This is a genomic window from Kyrpidia spormannii (genome assembly GCF_002804065.1).
Taxonomy (GTDB): Bacteria; Bacillota; Bacilli; order Kyrpidiales; family Kyrpidiaceae; genus Kyrpidia; species Kyrpidia spormannii.
Genome location: NZ_CP024955.1, coordinates 2249835 through 2264166 on the forward strand (window position 1 = coordinate 2249835; position 14332 = coordinate 2264166).

A 14332-nucleotide genomic window follows, 5' to 3' on the forward strand; every position below is an offset into this window, starting at 1 on the left:
TTTCGTTCAATTCAGCTCTGGTTGATCCCGGCGAGTTGGACCTGAACTCCGCCGAACTTGTAAACTGTCGTGAATCTGTAACGCCAAGTGAATCTTGAACCGATGTTCTCCATCATCCAAATTGATCCGGCACAGTTCCTCAATTTTGCGGAGACGGTATCGCAGGCCGGTTTCCGAGACATACAGCGCACCGGCGACTTTTCGAATGTTGCCGGTATGGGCCAAATACGCTCGCAGAGTCGTCAACAATTCGCCTCGGTGCTTCTGATCATAAGCTTCCAGACGCCCCAACACAGATCGGTAAAAATCGGCGAGCTCTTGATGGGAGGCGGCCTTCATGAGTATCAACACGGTTTGAAACTGTTCATAGACCCCGAAGCGGGAACGAAGAGGCACACCGCTCGTTTCAAGAACATCGAGAAAATCGACAATACTCACGGCATCGTCATAACTCCGGCCTATGCTGACGACCGATTGCGCCAGCCGGCCGCATCCGGCCAACATGCGGATCACTTTAAATTTTTTCTGGCAGGTGTTGAAAACCGACTGGAGAAACTCGTCCGGCGTATCTCCCGAACGGCGCTGTACCTCGGAATACAGGCCAATTAAATATCCATTTTTAGGGAATAATTCAAATTCCGGGTATTTCTGTTGTAGAAAATAAAAAACCTCCATCATCTGTTCTTCCTGTTCGACCCGGAACGCCACCAACCGCCTCGGTTCCTCAGGATTAATATCCAACAACCTCGCCCGTCGAACCAGGGTCTGTTCGTCATGTCTCCCGCCGATCACTTCATCGAGAAAATCGGCCAAATGAAGTCTCGCCTCTTTCATCAGCAGCCGTTCCTGGAACAGGTGGATGGCACAGATGTTACTGGCCCGCTCGGCGAGGATAAGCTCCCCTTCCCCCATCGGTTTCGCGCCAACCACACAAAGGTGGCCGAATCGGTTCGCGGAGGTGCCGATCAGCAGGACCTCGATAAAGTTGCCCCCGCTCTCCCAGTGTTCCGGTTTTCCGACGGCCGGCTCTTTCCCCGTTCTGGCGATCGCCCCGGCCTGGGCTTTCCACTCTCGATAAACCTGCCGGTGATCCGGATCGAGAACCGCCTCGGACAAAAGCCGTCCTTTCAGATTCTCAACAAAAACACTGCGGTGAAGGGCATCCCCGATAACCTGAACAATTTCATCCAGTGATTTCTCCTCAAACATGAGCTCGCTCAGCCTTCTGTGAAGAACCATCGACTCTTTCCAGGTTTGATTGAGAAGAGAAATTCTCTGGTAAGCCCTGTCCAGTTCGGTGGCCAACGACTCCGCTTCATAATATTGGCCGAGGGCGCGCTCGGCATCCGTACACAGCTCCCAGCTCTTCGCCATGTACAGACACCGAGCGTCGCCGCGGCCACGGCACTCCGGTTCATAGACCAAAACCCGCCGTCCGAAAATCTCTGTCAGATACCCACTGGCATAGCCCACCAATGTCCAACAAACCGGTTCCTCGCTCACCCCAAAATGACGCAAATGTTCGTCCGCCTCATACGAATGCCGCCACTCCCCTGTAAACACCAACGAACCGGATTCCCAATCCACACGAAGTTCCTGCGGCTCAACGGTCACAATCCCCTCGACCGTGTGCAACTGAGGCCCAACGAAAAACAATTCGTCCTTCGACTCCCAGTTGAACATGGTCCGGATGGCCTTGGCATCGCTCTGGCCACAGGCCCATCCGTACCTCATTAAAAATCCCTTCGCCCGGTCCATCCCCAGGGTTGCCACCAGATCTCTGCGCAACAATCCCAGTGCCGAGGTCTCGATCAAAGCCATTCGGTGCCCGTTCAGTCTGATGATACCGGTTCGGGGATTGACCTCCAGCAATTGATCGAGAAGTAACCGATGGGCTTTCATACACTGTCCGTCCTTCGCGACGGCATGGGCTGCATAGCGATCACGCCCCCGCTTTCCCTCGGGACACCCGTCCAAAAAACATTTCTACCAATTCACAGAACTCATCTCGGCGCTCAATCTGTGTCCAGTGACCACAACGTCCGAAAATGTGGAGCTGGGCATAGGGAAGCAGATTAAACAACCGATACGAGTTGTCCACCGGAATCACTTGATCTTCACGCCCGTGAATGACCAGAGTCGGGCGGACAATATTCCGGATATCCTCTTCGGGTGTCACCATCGCATCCACGTGTCGCTGCCGGGGCTCCGGAAACATTTCTTCATAGGCGGACCGGGATTCGGGCTCCAGACTGGCTTCGTAACGAAGCCTCGCCAGGTCCGGAGTCAGAAGGGATTTATCGAACGCAAAGATATCCATAATGCGTTCCATTTCCTCCACGCCACGGGCTCGGTATCCCCAAACCGCATCCAGTCCTTCCGTAATTCTGAACGGCACCCCAACCGCTCCCATCAACACCAAGGCACGCACATATTCCGGATGCTGGGCCGTCAGCCGAAGGGCCACCGCCCCACCCATGGAGTTGCCGACTATCATGGCCGGGACAGCCCCGACGGCATCCATGAAATTCTTTACATGATTCACCCAGGTTTCGAGTCGGTATTCGATTGCGGTGGGACGCTCCGTTTTGCCAAAGCCCACGACATCGAGTGCGTACACCCTAAACCGGGCGGCCAACCGGGGAAGAACCCCTCCCCAATTGGCCCACGCCGATACTCCGGGACCGGACCCGTGGATCAAAAGAACATTCGGCCCTTCTCCAAGAACGTGGTAATGCGTGCGTATTCCTCCGGCATCGACGTACTGTCCGACTTGTACGGACCCATGATCTTCAGACATGAGCACATTCCTCCTTTTAGGCCACGTCAAGATCGACAGGATCCCCGTCCCGGACTCCATTTTCTCGAAGGGTGCGTTCGAGTTCAATTTCCTTTAGGCCGTTCGGATGGATGCGCACCATGCGATAGGGCCTGTTATCGGGCAATTCCCACATCTTCTTCACGACATCCAACAATTCCTTCCCTTTCATCCCTGGCTCTGCAGGGACCCCTTGGTGACAAAGAAACCGGTCATCAAAGGTCACGCGAACCCAGACGAACACGCCGTCTCCCCCTCTCTACACCACTTCAAAGGTTTTATCCAGTCCCAACTGTTCCCGGTAGCGGACCCACCGGTGATAATCTCTGGAACTATAATGTTCGTTGGCTTCTTCGGGAGTAAAACCGAAGTATTCGAACATATCGGGAAGAGTAGGTCCAAACTCACCGGACAGATACGATTCCGCCGGCCACCACCACTGAATGTATTTTTCCGGTTCCTCCAGGAAGATATCCCTGCATCCGGGGGAACAGAACATGTGCGTCTTGCCGTTGTACTCGGCATATTGCGTCCACATCCGATCCGGATGATCCGGGTCCGGGAATTCGCAGGGAATTTGACAGACCGCGCAAACCGCCGGCAGACCGGGAGACGCGACCGCCATGACATGATCGTCCATTTTTCGGAAGAAGGGGGCATAATAGCGTTCAAAAGTGTTTGGGTACTCCCGGGATAACCATTCATAATCATCCGGCTGCAACCGGAACCCGCGGAAATAGTTCGCATGCTTATAATGATCAAGAATCCGCATCGTTGCGTGGGAATAATGCTCCTTCTCCTTGATTGTATCCTCAAAATTCCGCGGCGGCCGGATTCCATACTTGTAGAGATCTTTAAACAATCCGTTCAGCACTTGGTCTTCCACGTACATTTCAAATGCTTTTCTCCACGAAATTGCACGCACCCGGGGATAGTAATCCACCAAGGTTGAAATCACAGAGAAGATCCGATAACAACGCCAATACCATTTATCCAGCCAGCGCTGTACGATCGGGACGTTGCGATCGTCTTCCTCCAGCAACATCTTCAGCGCCGCCATCCCCAGGGCCATGTGCCGGGACTCATCCGATTGAACGCTCTTGCCCACCGATGCAAAATGTTCATCCCCAACGGCCGCCGCAGAAGCTGCAAAAGGCAGGAACAAAATATTTGTAAACACATATTCAAACGAGAACGAAATGGCGATCAGTGCCTCGAAGGGGCCAGATGTCAGGGCATCATCGAAAAACGATTTAGGCACGGTGTTGAACCACAGGTTTTCGTTCGTCTTTGCATACGCATGAAGACCGTCGTAATACCGACTCATGTGCGCGTAATGCTTGATTTCGATTTGAGCATGCCGCAATTCGTCCACAGCTTGATTAAAGGTCGCGAAACGGATCGCCTCGATCGGAATGTTGCGGCCAATGTAGGCCATGAGACGATGGGCCGAGTACTCCGCCGGCTGGACGGCCACCGCAAAAGCTTTGACGCCTTCGAACCACCGGCTGTCCACGATCCGCGCATGTCCATGGTTGGCTTCAAACGCACTTCGGATCGCGTGATGCAGATGTTCCTTTTCTGCCTGTATCTTGACATATTGATTGAAAGTCATGCGAAAAGGGTCTTCCCAGCGCTTTGGATCTTTGATACGTATACCTTCGGCCTCCACCAACGGATAAATCTGCTTAAAATCCACATCTTTCGGGTCCCACATCAGGTCCCTGGTCAGCGCCTTGTACCGCGCACCCGCCGAAAGTTTCCCCATCTCGAACCCTCCCCGTGATTCCTTTTTTCCTCCGGTCAGTCCTCCCGATTCCACCGAATTAAAAGATGATCTTCATCCCATTCTTCAATGAAGCCGAAATACGACGACATATAGATGTGCAACTCATCCATCGACCAGTCCCGTCCCAGGACTTCCTCCACCTTCTCCCGTCGCAACAACAGTTTGAGCGGCGATTTCACTTTGACATAGATATTGAAATCAACCAACTCAACCCCGGCATTGTCCGCCTGAACAGCTTCGACAATCGCATCCACCACGGGGCCGCCGTTCTTGTCCAAATCCATCCCCACGTATTGGCCCTGGTCCACCGTCATCCCTGAACCCTCCCTTTTTTACGCAGGCTCTTGTGCGAGAATCCCCATTCGTTGCAGTTTTGGATAAATATTTTCCTGAAGATTCCGGTCGACCGATTGTTCAAGCGAGAATGGGATGCCGTGGCGATCCATGAGGGCTTGGAGTGACTTCACCGCCTCCGCTGCCCTGGGCAGCCAATGTTGCACCCAGGATTCCACAATCTCCCGGTTCGTCTTTTCCTCTTCGGGGGTCAAACGAGGGTCGCTCAGGGTCTTGCCCCAACGATAATCCCCCGGCCAGTTCTCATAGCCCAACGCCTTGAGATATTCCCAACGGCTGAGCGTCGGATCCTCGGCCACCATTTTGAACAGGGATTCCGTCCATTGTTCCTGCCACTGAACCTGCTCCGCGCACACCAGCGCCAACTCGGGGATGACCGTATCGTGGTGCGCCAAAGCCATTTCATTCATCTCTTGGTACAAGATTCTGTCGATTAAAGGTCCCAGGGTTAAGTGCAGGGCCACAAGTGCCTCCGCCCAGTCTTCGGTGACCAAGACATGCTCCATATACCGGCGGAGCCCATTGTAGGCGCGGTCGTGCACCCAGAGCTCCCTGCCACGCTCCAAAACCGGCAACCCCTCGTCGCCAACGACTTCCAGCGCCCACGTGCTCAACCATTGCGCGCGTCCTTGTTTGTCGAATGCGGTATAGGTCGCCGACTGCTCGATTGGACAACCCATGGCATAACGCACCACGTACTGGAGTTGAACCGCTCCGGCGTATTCGTAATGGCGAAGCGGGGTATAAAAATCGCAGGCAAATTCTTTCCACGAATCAGAGACCCAGCTGTAGATCCCCAGCTTCTGGGCCCGGTCGAATACCCCCTCCACATCCTCCGCCATTTTCTTGCGGCTCAGGGTGTACGTTTCATACCAATAGCGCTTGGGATCGCGGAAAGCGTCCCAGTCTTTCACCCGGATTCGCGTAAACCGCGGATCATAGATGTCATAGTCCGTTTTCCCGTACTTGAACCGATACTGTCCGTGGAGATACGATTGTTCCCGAACGGTTACCTCTTCGTACTCATTTTTCGTCAGCCAGTCCCAGGGCTGTTTTCGGACCGGTTCAAGGGTCTTTGGCTGAAACGCCATTGGCTTTCTCCCCTTCTCATGAGTCTTTGGTCAGGCGGATCACCAGATCGGACTTCGGGGTGGTCTTGCACGCCAAAACAAACCCTCGCTGCCGCTCATCCTCCGGAAGGACCGCCACCGAAGACTTTCCCAGTTCATACGAGCCCTCCACCACCTGCACCTTGCACAATCCACATCCTCCACCCCGGCATCCGCGCTTCACGCTTCGGACGCCCTGGGCGATGGCCGCCTCCAAAACATCCTGCTCATGCTTACATGTGAATTCTCGTCCTTCCTCAAAGACCATAATCCGATACCCCTCGGCCATCGCCCAGCTGCTCCTTTCCAAATCTCGCTCAGTTCTTGTTTCTGGTTCGCCTGACTCAGGTCAGCGCGGTGGTAAATCGGTCATTGAGTTCCCTCATATGATAGAAAATCCCTTTGCCCAACTGATCTTCGGTCCAGGTGACCGGCGTGAAATCTTCATGAGGAATATACCCGCCGCTGAAGACCTCGTTTCGGTTTCCGGACGGGTCAAAGAAATAGATCGTCGTTCCTCGGGTGATGCCGTGACGAGTCGGCGTGACGTCGAATGTCACGTTGTTGCGGCCCAACACATCCGCGGCATGCAGCACATCATTCCAGCTGCCCAGCGTAAACGCGAAATGGTGCAATTTCCCGTTCGGCCCTTTGAGAATGGCGATGTCGTGCGGAGTGTTGGTCCGGAACAGCCATACCGCCAGCAGCTTCTCGCCGTCCAGAGTAATGATCCTTTCGCTCATATGAAAGTCAAACACTTTCATGAGCAGATCGGTGGCTCCCTCCACATCTTCGCCGACAATCAGAAGATGATCCAACTGCGGAGGCGCAATCCCCTTCAGATTCTCCGGATATGGGTCAGGATTCAGTTTGAGCCCGTTGCCCACCCGCTCAATCTCGTGGTACAACTCCACCAAATGTCCGGTAGGCAGTTCAAAACGAATGGCCTCTCCTTCCGCGAGCCGGGTTCCTTTCGAGATCCGATTCACGCGGACACCGTAATTTTCCAGCTTTTTTTCGAATTCGTCCAATTCGTGTTCGTAGCGCACCTTGAAGGCGAGATGAACCAGCCCCGGATGGTCCGCTTCAGTCAATATCAAACTGTGATGATCCTCTTCATCCCAAGCTTTGAAATAAGCCTTCCCATTTTCCCGGGCCATCAACTGAAGTCCGATGACATTGGAATAATAGTCAATGCTCTTCTCCAAATCCAGGACCCGGGCCTCCACTCTACCCAGTCGCATGATGCCCATTTTTCTGAATTTCTCCTTTCTTATAGATTTCGTTAAACTTCAGCGGGGCTATTTGTAATTTTAAGAGCGCTCTAAGCCGAAAGTAAGTGCGCATCTCGACAAAAGGAGGTGCATTGATTTGTCGCTATACTCCAACCTCGACCGACGTGAAACGACAATCTTGACACATGGCATGGATTTGTCCAATCGCACATTCCACTTGAAATTGAGGCCCATTGAGTTAATAATTTAAGAAGGGGTAACCGTGGGGTTCAGTCTGCCCATTGAAAACATTCTCTCTTTCGACAAGCCGATTGAACATGTGGGAGGTAACTCCATGATCAAATCCGTCGATCATGTCGTCAACATTTTGAACTGTTTTACCCCGGAAAAGACGGAGTTGGGGATTTCGGAGCTGACTGTACAACTGAACATGAACAAGAGCACTGTTCATCACATTGTGAAATCCCTGTGTGAACACAAAGTTCTCGTTCAAACCCCCGCAAAAAAATATCGACTGGGCTCAAAGATCCTCGACTGGGAGCGTTCGGTATCTCCGCTTTCAAAATTGTTGCAGGTCGCATCTCCATTTATGGAGTCTCTGGTAAAAATAACCGGGGAAACGGTGCATCTCGCTGTTTTGGAAGGAACCGAGGTGTACTATTTGGCCAAGTTGCGCTCTCAACGGGCCATTCGAATCGAAACCAAGATCGGAGGCCGGATGCCGGCCCATTGTACGGGTCTCGGCAAAGCCCAGTTGGCTTTTCAGCCGGATCGACACCTGCAACAGATCTCGGCGAAACAATTGCAGGCCGTGACCCCCAACACCATTGTCGACCCCGCAAGATTCTATGAAGAAATGCAGACCATTCGCCGACGGGGTTACGCCATCGACAACGAAGAATATGAGATTGGGTTGTATTGCATCGCCGCCCCCATCCGGGATGGTCAGGATCAAGTTGTGGCGGCGGTGAGCCTCGCGGGCCCTGAAGTCCGAATGCGAACAGAAAATGCGGATAACCTAGTCCGTCTCGTCAAAAAAACCGCCTCTCAGATATCTGAAAAAATTTCCCTCTGGCAATAGTCCCGGCCACATGGAAACCGGGAACTGTCGGAAATCTGCGGCAAAAACAAAAGCTCCCCCGTGTTTCGTTTTGTGAAATTCGCTTGAAGAAACCATCGATTCAGGGTGCTATAGTTAAAGTCGAATTCATATCACCGATGCGGAGGGAGCAACCATGAGTATGGATCTGGCTATTTTGAGCACCCACACACCCCGGATGTGCCATCGCGACCGTGTCCCCCCTTTTCAAGAACCGCTGGTTCACGCGCTGGACCAGGCATCCGGGCAACTGTCCGACGCCGAGATTGACGTATTGGTCACGATTTCGTGCCATTGGATGAGCACCTTTGATCATTATGTGGATGCCACCCCCGTTCACGAGGGGTTGCTGACCGCGGAGGAATGCCCCGATCTCATCTCCCAAGTCCCTTACCGGTACCGGGGCGACAGGGACTTGGGAATTGCCCTGGCCGAGGCCGGTCGTGCAGCGGGCATCCCAGTGATCTCTTTCGAAGACCCGGCCTATGTGTTGGACTACGGCACCGTGGTACCCCTTCGCTACCTCGACCCCCGTGAAGAACTCGCCGTGGTCCCGCTTTCCGTGTGTTGGTCCGCGGATCTGGACGAGAGTTATCAATGGGGGCAAGTGATCGGACAAACTCTGAAAAAAAGTGGTCGCCGCGCCGCTTTCGTCGCCAGCGGCGCCTTATCGCACAACCTGGTCCGCGGTCCCGAGCGATGGCCCACCACGATGGAAATGGCCCTGGATCAAAAGTTCATTGAACTTCTTCAAGATCAAAAACTTGAAGAAGTTCGCCAAATGTTGCCTTCTTTCGCACAAGCCGCCAAAGTGGAGTCCGGCGGCCGCCACGTGGCGGTCCTTCTCGGCGTGTTGAGCGAAATCGCTGCGTACCATGCGGAGTACCTGGGTTATGCCCAATCATCCGGCAGTGGGAACCCGATCATGGTGTTCTCCCGCCGCTAGACTTTCAATGAGAAGGAGAGCGCCCTTGTACGACCTGCACACGCATTTTATACCCGATACCGTTTTGGAGCGACTGAAAAAACTAAGTGACATTCAAGCGGAATTTCGCCGCATTCCGGGCAAGGACGACCCGTTTCTCATCGTGAACGGCACATGGGGATTCGAACTCAAACGAGCCTTTTACGATCCGAAGATCTATCTCAAAGAACAGGCACGGGCCGGAATCGCCCATTCTTTGATTTCCCCGGTCCCTCAACTTTTTCTATATGAATCTTCGGCCGAGACGGCTGAGGAATGGTCCCGCGAATACAACCATGCCTTGGCGGATTTGGCACGAACAAACCCGGACCGGATCTCCGCCCTGGGAACGGTTCCTCTGCAACAGCCGGCCCGGGCCGCTCAGGTACTGGCCGAGGCGATGGACATCGGACTTAAAGGAGTGATCATCGCCACCACTGTCAACGGCCAACTGCTCAGTGATGAACGGTTTCGGCCTTTCTGGGAGGAAGCGGATCGGCGGAAAGCCATCGTGTTTCTTCACCCGCTCCTTTGCGGCGATCCGCGCCTCCGGCAGAGAAAAATGGCGAATCTGATCGGCGTTCCATGGGAAACCACGGTCTGCGCAACAGATCTGATCCTCAGCGGCACTGTACACCGGTATCCGGATACCCGTATGTTGCTTGCACACGGAGCCGGCTTTCTCCCATATCAGATCGGCCGTATCCAAAAGGGATATGAACAGTGGCTGGACGTGTCGGCCGACCTTAAGGAGTCTCCGGAGGCGTCCCTTCGCCGGTTTTGGTATGACAGCGTGTTGTGGCATCCGGCTTCCCTGGCCCTGTTGAGAAATGTGGCCGGTACAGACCGAATCGTTCCCGGGTCAGACTTTCCTTTTGATCTGAGCAGCCGGCCCCTCGGGGAAGAATGGGATGCGGGAGCCAAGCGTCTGCTGGATTGGTGAAAGACCGGCAGGCCCACGAATGCCCCGATTGTCTCGGCGCGAGGATGGTTTGAAAAAGACTCCCCTATACAGGAACAACGCTGTTCACACAAAAGAAGCAAAAAGCTAGGATATCTTCCAAGATCCCTTATATGTCACTGAACCGGGGGGAGGATAACATGCGCACGCAGGTGGGGATTATCGGCGCGGGGCCAGCCGGTCTTCTTCTCTCTCATCTTCTGCATCTGGAAGGCATCGAGTCAATTGTTATCGAGCGCAAGACCCGAGAAGAGATCGAAGGAACGATTAAGGCCGGTGTTCTCGAACAATGGGTGGTGGATCTTCTCCGCGAAACCGGCGTCGGGGAACGCATGATGCGGGAAGGCACGTTTCATGGAGGCATTGAGCTGCGCTTCAATCGCAAGGGGCACAGAATTCCCATTGAAGAACTTACGGACGGAAAACGGGTGACCATTTACGCTCAGCACGAAGTCCTCAAAGACCTGATTGCCGCGCGGCTTCAGGCCGGTGGACATATCATTTTCAACGTCGGCGATGTGACCCTTCACAATATCGATACGTCCGCTCCGAAAATCCGTTTTCGACAAGATAAAATTGGCGAGTTTCAAGAAATATCCTGCGATTTTATCGCCGGTTGCGACGGATATCATGGTCCGAGTCGATCTTACATTCCGAACCGAAAAGAGTATTTAAAAATGTATCCATTCGGATGGTTGGGGATTCTGACCGAAGCCCCCGTATCGGCACCGGAGTTGGTGTACACCCATCATGAACGGGGATTCGCACTGCTCAGCACAAGAACTCCCTGGATTCAGCGCTATTACATCCAAGTTGATCCGAACGATAACCTGTCCAATTGGTCCGACGACCGAATTTGGACAGAACTTCACGCCCGCGTGGAAACCACCGACGGTTTTCAACTGACCGACGGGCCCATCTTCCAAAAAAATATCGTGGCCATGCGCAGCTTCGTTTGCGAGACCATGCAATATGGGCGCCTGTTCATCGCCGGTGATGCCGCTCATACCGTCCCACCCACCGGCGCAAAGGGGCTAAATCTCGCCGCGGCGGACGTGCTGAAATTATCACAGGGTTTGGTCCAGTACTACGAGACTGGCAAAACAGATCGGCTGAATGGTTACAGTGAAGCTTGCCTGCGCCGGGTGTGGAGAGCGGAACACTTTTCGTGGTTTATGACCACCATGCTGCATCCCGACCCGACACAGTCGCAGCTGGAGAAAAAACTGCAACTGGCCCAGTTGGAATATACCGTGTCGTCCCGCGCCGCCGCCACAAGCTTGGCCGAAAACTATGTGGGAATGCCCATTGACTGGTGACGGGCGAACCGAGAAAGGAGCTCGGGGGCTCGACGGAAACACAGCCCCCCTCCAATCAGGGGGCCCGGATCCGGACGCCCCTCACGGACTCCCCCGCTCATGCCGCCCCTCCTCCGGCGGATTCGTCGCAGATTCTCTTCCAAACCGTTCCTGTGCGATAAGTCCGATCTCAAGCAATAACGGATTCAATCTGTATTTCCCGTTCTCCGGATTTCTCTCCAATATAGATTCTTGGACGAGAGTGGAGACCATGCGGGAAACCGTACTTTTGGCCAACATCAAGGCACGGCTCATCTCGTTCACGCCAATTTCGGCGGTTTCGTGGGAAAAGAGCTTCAACAACCGCAATGCATTCCCGACGGTAACCAGGGTGGACTTGGAAGTCTGCACAATTTCCGCCTCCTTTCGCCGAGAAATCAAGACACCGACAACATCCCGATGTTTTTGGCTGCCCTCTTTACAAGATCCGCTAGCTTTTCGATACCGCCCGCAGGCAGATGGGTGACGGGAAACGCCAAACTGACGGCACCAATCGGCTGATTGAACGGAGTGAGGATCGGAACGCCAATTGAGGCCACACGGATATCCACCTCCTCAAACTGTATGGCATAACCCCTCTCGCGAATTTGGTTAAGTTCCCGGATAAAATTCTCTTTCGACACATTCGTGTGGGGGGTCAGGCGTTTCCATCTCAGCTTCAAAACACGTTCCACTTCCCGCTCACCCATGAACGCCAAGATCGCTCTGCCCGATGCGGGGGCATAGGCGGGCACCCTGCGGCCAATTCTGGAATATAAATCAATCTTCCGCCATCCCGCAACTTTTGCTGTCCACACGATTTCTCCACTGCCATAATACGCCAGGTGCGCCGTCAATCCCGTGCCCGCCGCCAGTGAACGGAGGTATGGACCGGCCTCTTTTACCAATGCCTGATGAGACAGAATCGCTCGACTCAACATCAACATCTTTTCTCCCGGGGAATACTTTCCGTTGGCCGGATTGCGCACCAACATTCCCTCCGCCGTCATGGTGTTGAGTAATTTCGCCATCGTCGATCGCGGAATCTCCAATCGCTTCGATAACTCCGACAATGACAACTCCGGGCAGTCAAGCCGGAAACTCCGCAACACTCGGGCCATATTCCGGACGGAACTCAACATCCGTGCCACCTCCTCCGAAAACACAGGCTCCTGTGTCCGTCCTGTTCGACACCGCACTTTTTTCTGGCAAAAGTATAGATCACAGAGTACTTATCTCCTTTCAACCTTTTTCAGATTATGAAACAATACGGTTGATCCTCTTCCTTTAAAAATTAACATAAATCTATGCTGATGGAATTATGGGATTCTAATTGAGCAGGGAGGATGACAAGTGAAATTCGCCCGGTCACACTTTATCTTTTCCAAATGGAAAACGGTGTTGGCAGCTTCTGCTCTCAGCCTGGCTCTGACGGCCTGCGGAGGCACGACGTCCACCGGAACCCAGTCACCGCAAGGCACGTCCGCCTCTTCCTCGGATACCCTCAAAGTTGGCATGATTCTCTCCGCCACCGGTACTTTCGCCCCACTCACGGAGAGTATCCGAAACGGGTTTCAGCTATATTTGGACCAGCACAACGGAATGCTGGGGGGCCGGAAAGTCGAGATCAAGTTCGAGGATGATCAAGAAGATCCCCAAGTGGCCCTGCGGAAGTACCGCCAGCTCGTGAGCAGCGACAAGGTGGACATTCTGGTCGGACCGATTTCCTCAGCCGTGGCATACGCGCTTCGAGACGGTGTGGAAAAGGACAAAATCGTTTTAATCGACCCGAACGCGGCGGCCAATGACCTGTCCTGGAAGCAAAAAAGCGATTACATCTATCGGGTTTCCTTTTCCAATTGGCAAAACGGGAGCAGTGTTGCAAAGTACATCGCCCAAAACATAGGCAAGTCCGCCGTGACCATCGCGCCGGATTATCCCGCTGGGCGTGAGGTGATCCAGGCCTTCAAGGCGGCCTTTGAGGCATCCGGCGGCAAGGTGGTCAAGGAATTGTACCCGAAACTCGGCACGAACGATTTTGCCACTTACCTGACGACAATCGCTCAAACGAAACCCGATGTTGTCTACTCTTTTGAGACCGGCAGCGACGGAATTCGATTCGTCAAACAATATGCCGATTTCGGTCTTAAAGGAAAAATCCCGCTGACCGGCACCCTGGAATTGGGAGACAATCTGATTCTGGATCCCGCCGGTGACGCGGCAGAGGGGATCATCTCCGGCGTCCTGTACACACCCTGGCTCGAAAACAACGTCAATCAAACCTTTGTCACCAGTTATCAGAAAAAATATAACAAATTGCCCAATATCTTCGCGGTCGACGGTTATGACGCAGCCCAAGTCATCGACCTGGCAATTACGAAAGCCGGGAGCACCCGTTCCGATGATTTGATAAAAGTGCTCAAAGGGATTTCTTTCAACAGTCCCCGAGGGCCGGTGACCATTGACCCCAAAACCAACAATCCGATTGAGAATTTTTACGTGGCAAAAAACGTTAAACTCGACGGTAAAATTGTTCCGCAGGTGAGTCAAACGATCCCGAACGTCACCATGCCAGAAACCCCGTCACCGGCGGCGCAGTAGGACCGCGGGCCTTCGGGGAACTCCCCGGAGGCCCGAACCGCAACTCAGCCGGAACACGCGGCGGG

At 53.7% G+C, this 14332-nt stretch carries 15 protein-coding genes; 5 read left to right on the forward strand and 10 right to left on the reverse strand.

Translation table 11 applies throughout. The features are described 5' to 3' along the window. Positions 1–6: 6 nt before the first annotated feature. From CVV65_RS11315 to CVV65_RS11350, 8 genes are read right to left on the reverse strand one after another with little or no spacing between them, the layout of a single operon-like run. The gene (locus tag CVV65_RS11315) at positions 7–1902 is read right to left on the reverse strand and encodes a XylR N-terminal domain-containing protein (RefSeq protein WP_100668221.1); all 1896 of its coding nucleotides are present in this window, start codon (positions 1900–1902) and stop codon (positions 7–9) included. Positions 1903–1942: 40 nt separating this feature from the next. Beyond that, the gene (locus CVV65_RS11320; RefSeq protein ID WP_100668222.1) at positions 1943–2800 is read right to left on the reverse strand and encodes an alpha/beta fold hydrolase; all 858 of its coding nucleotides are present in this window, start codon (positions 2798–2800) and stop codon (positions 1943–1945) included. Positions 2801–2816: 16 nt separating this feature from the next. After that, positions 2817–3062, reverse strand: coding sequence for a hypothetical protein (locus tag CVV65_RS11325; RefSeq protein WP_100668223.1), 246 nt, complete (start codon positions 3060–3062; stop codon positions 2817–2819). Between the two features lie 15 nt (positions 3063–3077). Further along, complete coding sequence (locus CVV65_RS11330) at positions 3078–4586, reverse strand: YHS domain-containing protein (RefSeq protein ID WP_100668224.1); 1509 nt, start codon at positions 4584–4586, stop codon at positions 3078–3080. A 35-nt stretch (positions 4587–4621) separates the two neighbouring features. Continuing rightward, the gene (locus CVV65_RS11335; protein WP_100668225.1) at positions 4622–4921 is read right to left on the reverse strand and encodes an MmoB/DmpM family protein; all 300 of its coding nucleotides are present in this window, start codon (positions 4919–4921) and stop codon (positions 4622–4624) included. An 18-nt stretch (positions 4922–4939) separates the two neighbouring features. Beyond that, positions 4940–6052, reverse strand: a complete 1113-nt coding sequence (locus CVV65_RS11340; RefSeq protein ID WP_100668226.1) for a ferritin family protein — start codon at positions 6050–6052, stop codon at positions 4940–4942. A gap of 16 nt (positions 6053–6068) precedes the next feature. Beyond that, a complete protein-coding gene (locus CVV65_RS11345; protein WP_232796597.1) occupies positions 6069–6359 on the reverse strand; it encodes a 2Fe-2S iron-sulfur cluster-binding protein in 291 nt (96 codons plus the stop codon). A gap of 55 nt (positions 6360–6414) precedes the next feature. Next, positions 6415–7323, reverse strand: coding sequence for a catechol 2,3-dioxygenase (locus CVV65_RS11350; RefSeq protein WP_100668227.1), 909 nt, complete (start codon positions 7321–7323; stop codon positions 6415–6417). Positions 7324–7639: 316 nt separating this feature from the next. Between CVV65_RS11350 and CVV65_RS11355 the strand changes: the two genes are divergently transcribed. The 4 genes from CVV65_RS11355 (at position 7640) to CVV65_RS11370 (ending at position 11648) form a co-directional block, all read left to right on the forward strand. Beyond that, positions 7640–8386: an IclR family transcriptional regulator gene (locus CVV65_RS11355; RefSeq protein ID WP_133121293.1), complete on the forward strand. Its 747-nt coding sequence runs from the start codon at positions 7640–7642 to the stop codon at positions 8384–8386. 154 nt (positions 8387–8540) lie between these two features. Further along, on the forward strand, positions 8541–9350 hold the full coding sequence (locus CVV65_RS11360) for a DODA-type extradiol aromatic ring-opening family dioxygenase (protein WP_100668229.1): 810 nt from the start codon (positions 8541–8543) through the stop codon (positions 9348–9350). A 25-nt stretch (positions 9351–9375) separates the two neighbouring features. Beyond that, the gene (locus CVV65_RS11365; RefSeq protein WP_232796598.1) at positions 9376–10311 is read left to right on the forward strand and encodes an amidohydrolase family protein; all 936 of its coding nucleotides are present in this window, start codon (positions 9376–9378) and stop codon (positions 10309–10311) included. 158 nt (positions 10312–10469) lie between these two features. Beyond that, entirely contained in the window at positions 10470–11648 is a 1179-nt protein-coding gene (locus CVV65_RS11370) for a 4-hydroxybenzoate 3-monooxygenase (protein ID WP_100668231.1), read from the forward strand. An 81-nt stretch (positions 11649–11729) separates the two neighbouring features. Here the strand turns inward: CVV65_RS11370 and CVV65_RS11375 are convergent, their stop codons facing one another. Continuing rightward, on the reverse strand, positions 11730–12038 hold the full coding sequence (locus CVV65_RS11375; RefSeq protein WP_157935494.1) for a helix-turn-helix domain-containing protein: 309 nt from the start codon (positions 12036–12038) through the stop codon (positions 11730–11732). Positions 12039–12064: 26 nt separating this feature from the next. After that, the gene (locus tag CVV65_RS11380) at positions 12065–12808 is read right to left on the reverse strand and encodes an IclR family transcriptional regulator (protein WP_100668233.1); all 744 of its coding nucleotides are present in this window, start codon (positions 12806–12808) and stop codon (positions 12065–12067) included. Positions 12809–13019: 211 nt separating this feature from the next. Between CVV65_RS11380 and CVV65_RS11385 the strand changes: the two genes are divergently transcribed. Further along, a complete protein-coding gene (locus tag CVV65_RS11385) occupies positions 13020–14267 on the forward strand; it encodes an ABC transporter substrate-binding protein (RefSeq protein ID WP_232796599.1) in 1248 nt (415 codons plus the stop codon). Positions 14268–14332 lie beyond the last annotated feature (65 nt).

Bases quoted from the DNA above. Each gene is read 5' to 3' on its own strand.
- CVV65_RS11345 (WP_232796597.1), bottom strand. From the start codon at position 6,359: ATGGCCGAGGGGTATCGGATTATGGTCTTTGAGGAAGGACGAGAATTC.
- CVV65_RS11330 (WP_100668224.1), bottom strand. From the start codon at position 4,586: ATGGGGAAACTTTCGGCGGGTGCGCGGTACAAGGCGCTGACCAGGGAC.
- CVV65_RS11360 (WP_100668229.1), top strand. From the start codon at position 8,541: ATGAGTATGGATCTGGCTATTTTGAGCACCCACACACCCCGGATGTGC.
- CVV65_RS11350 (WP_100668227.1), bottom strand. From the start codon at position 7,323: ATGGGCATCATGCGACTGGGTAGAGTGGAGGCCCGGGTCCTGGATTTG.
- CVV65_RS11315 (WP_100668221.1), bottom strand. From the start codon at position 1,902: ATGAAAGCCCATCGGTTACTTCTCGATCAATTGCTGGAGGTCAATCCC.
- CVV65_RS11355 (WP_133121293.1), top strand. From the start codon at position 7,640: ATGATCAAATCCGTCGATCATGTCGTCAACATTTTGAACTGTTTTACC.
- CVV65_RS11320 (WP_100668222.1), bottom strand. From the start codon at position 2,800: ATGTCTGAAGATCATGGGTCCGTACAAGTCGGACAGTACGTCGATGCC.
- CVV65_RS11370 (WP_100668231.1), top strand. From the start codon at position 10,470: ATGCGCACGCAGGTGGGGATTATCGGCGCGGGGCCAGCCGGTCTTCTT.
- CVV65_RS11340 (WP_100668226.1), bottom strand. From the start codon at position 6,052: ATGGCGTTTCAGCCAAAGACCCTTGAACCGGTCCGAAAACAGCCCTGG.
- CVV65_RS11380 (WP_100668233.1), bottom strand. From the start codon at position 12,808: ATGTTGAGTTCCGTCCGGAATATGGCCCGAGTGTTGCGGAGTTTCCGG.
- CVV65_RS11335 (WP_100668225.1), bottom strand. From the start codon at position 4,921: ATGACGGTGGACCAGGGCCAATACGTGGGGATGGATTTGGACAAGAAC.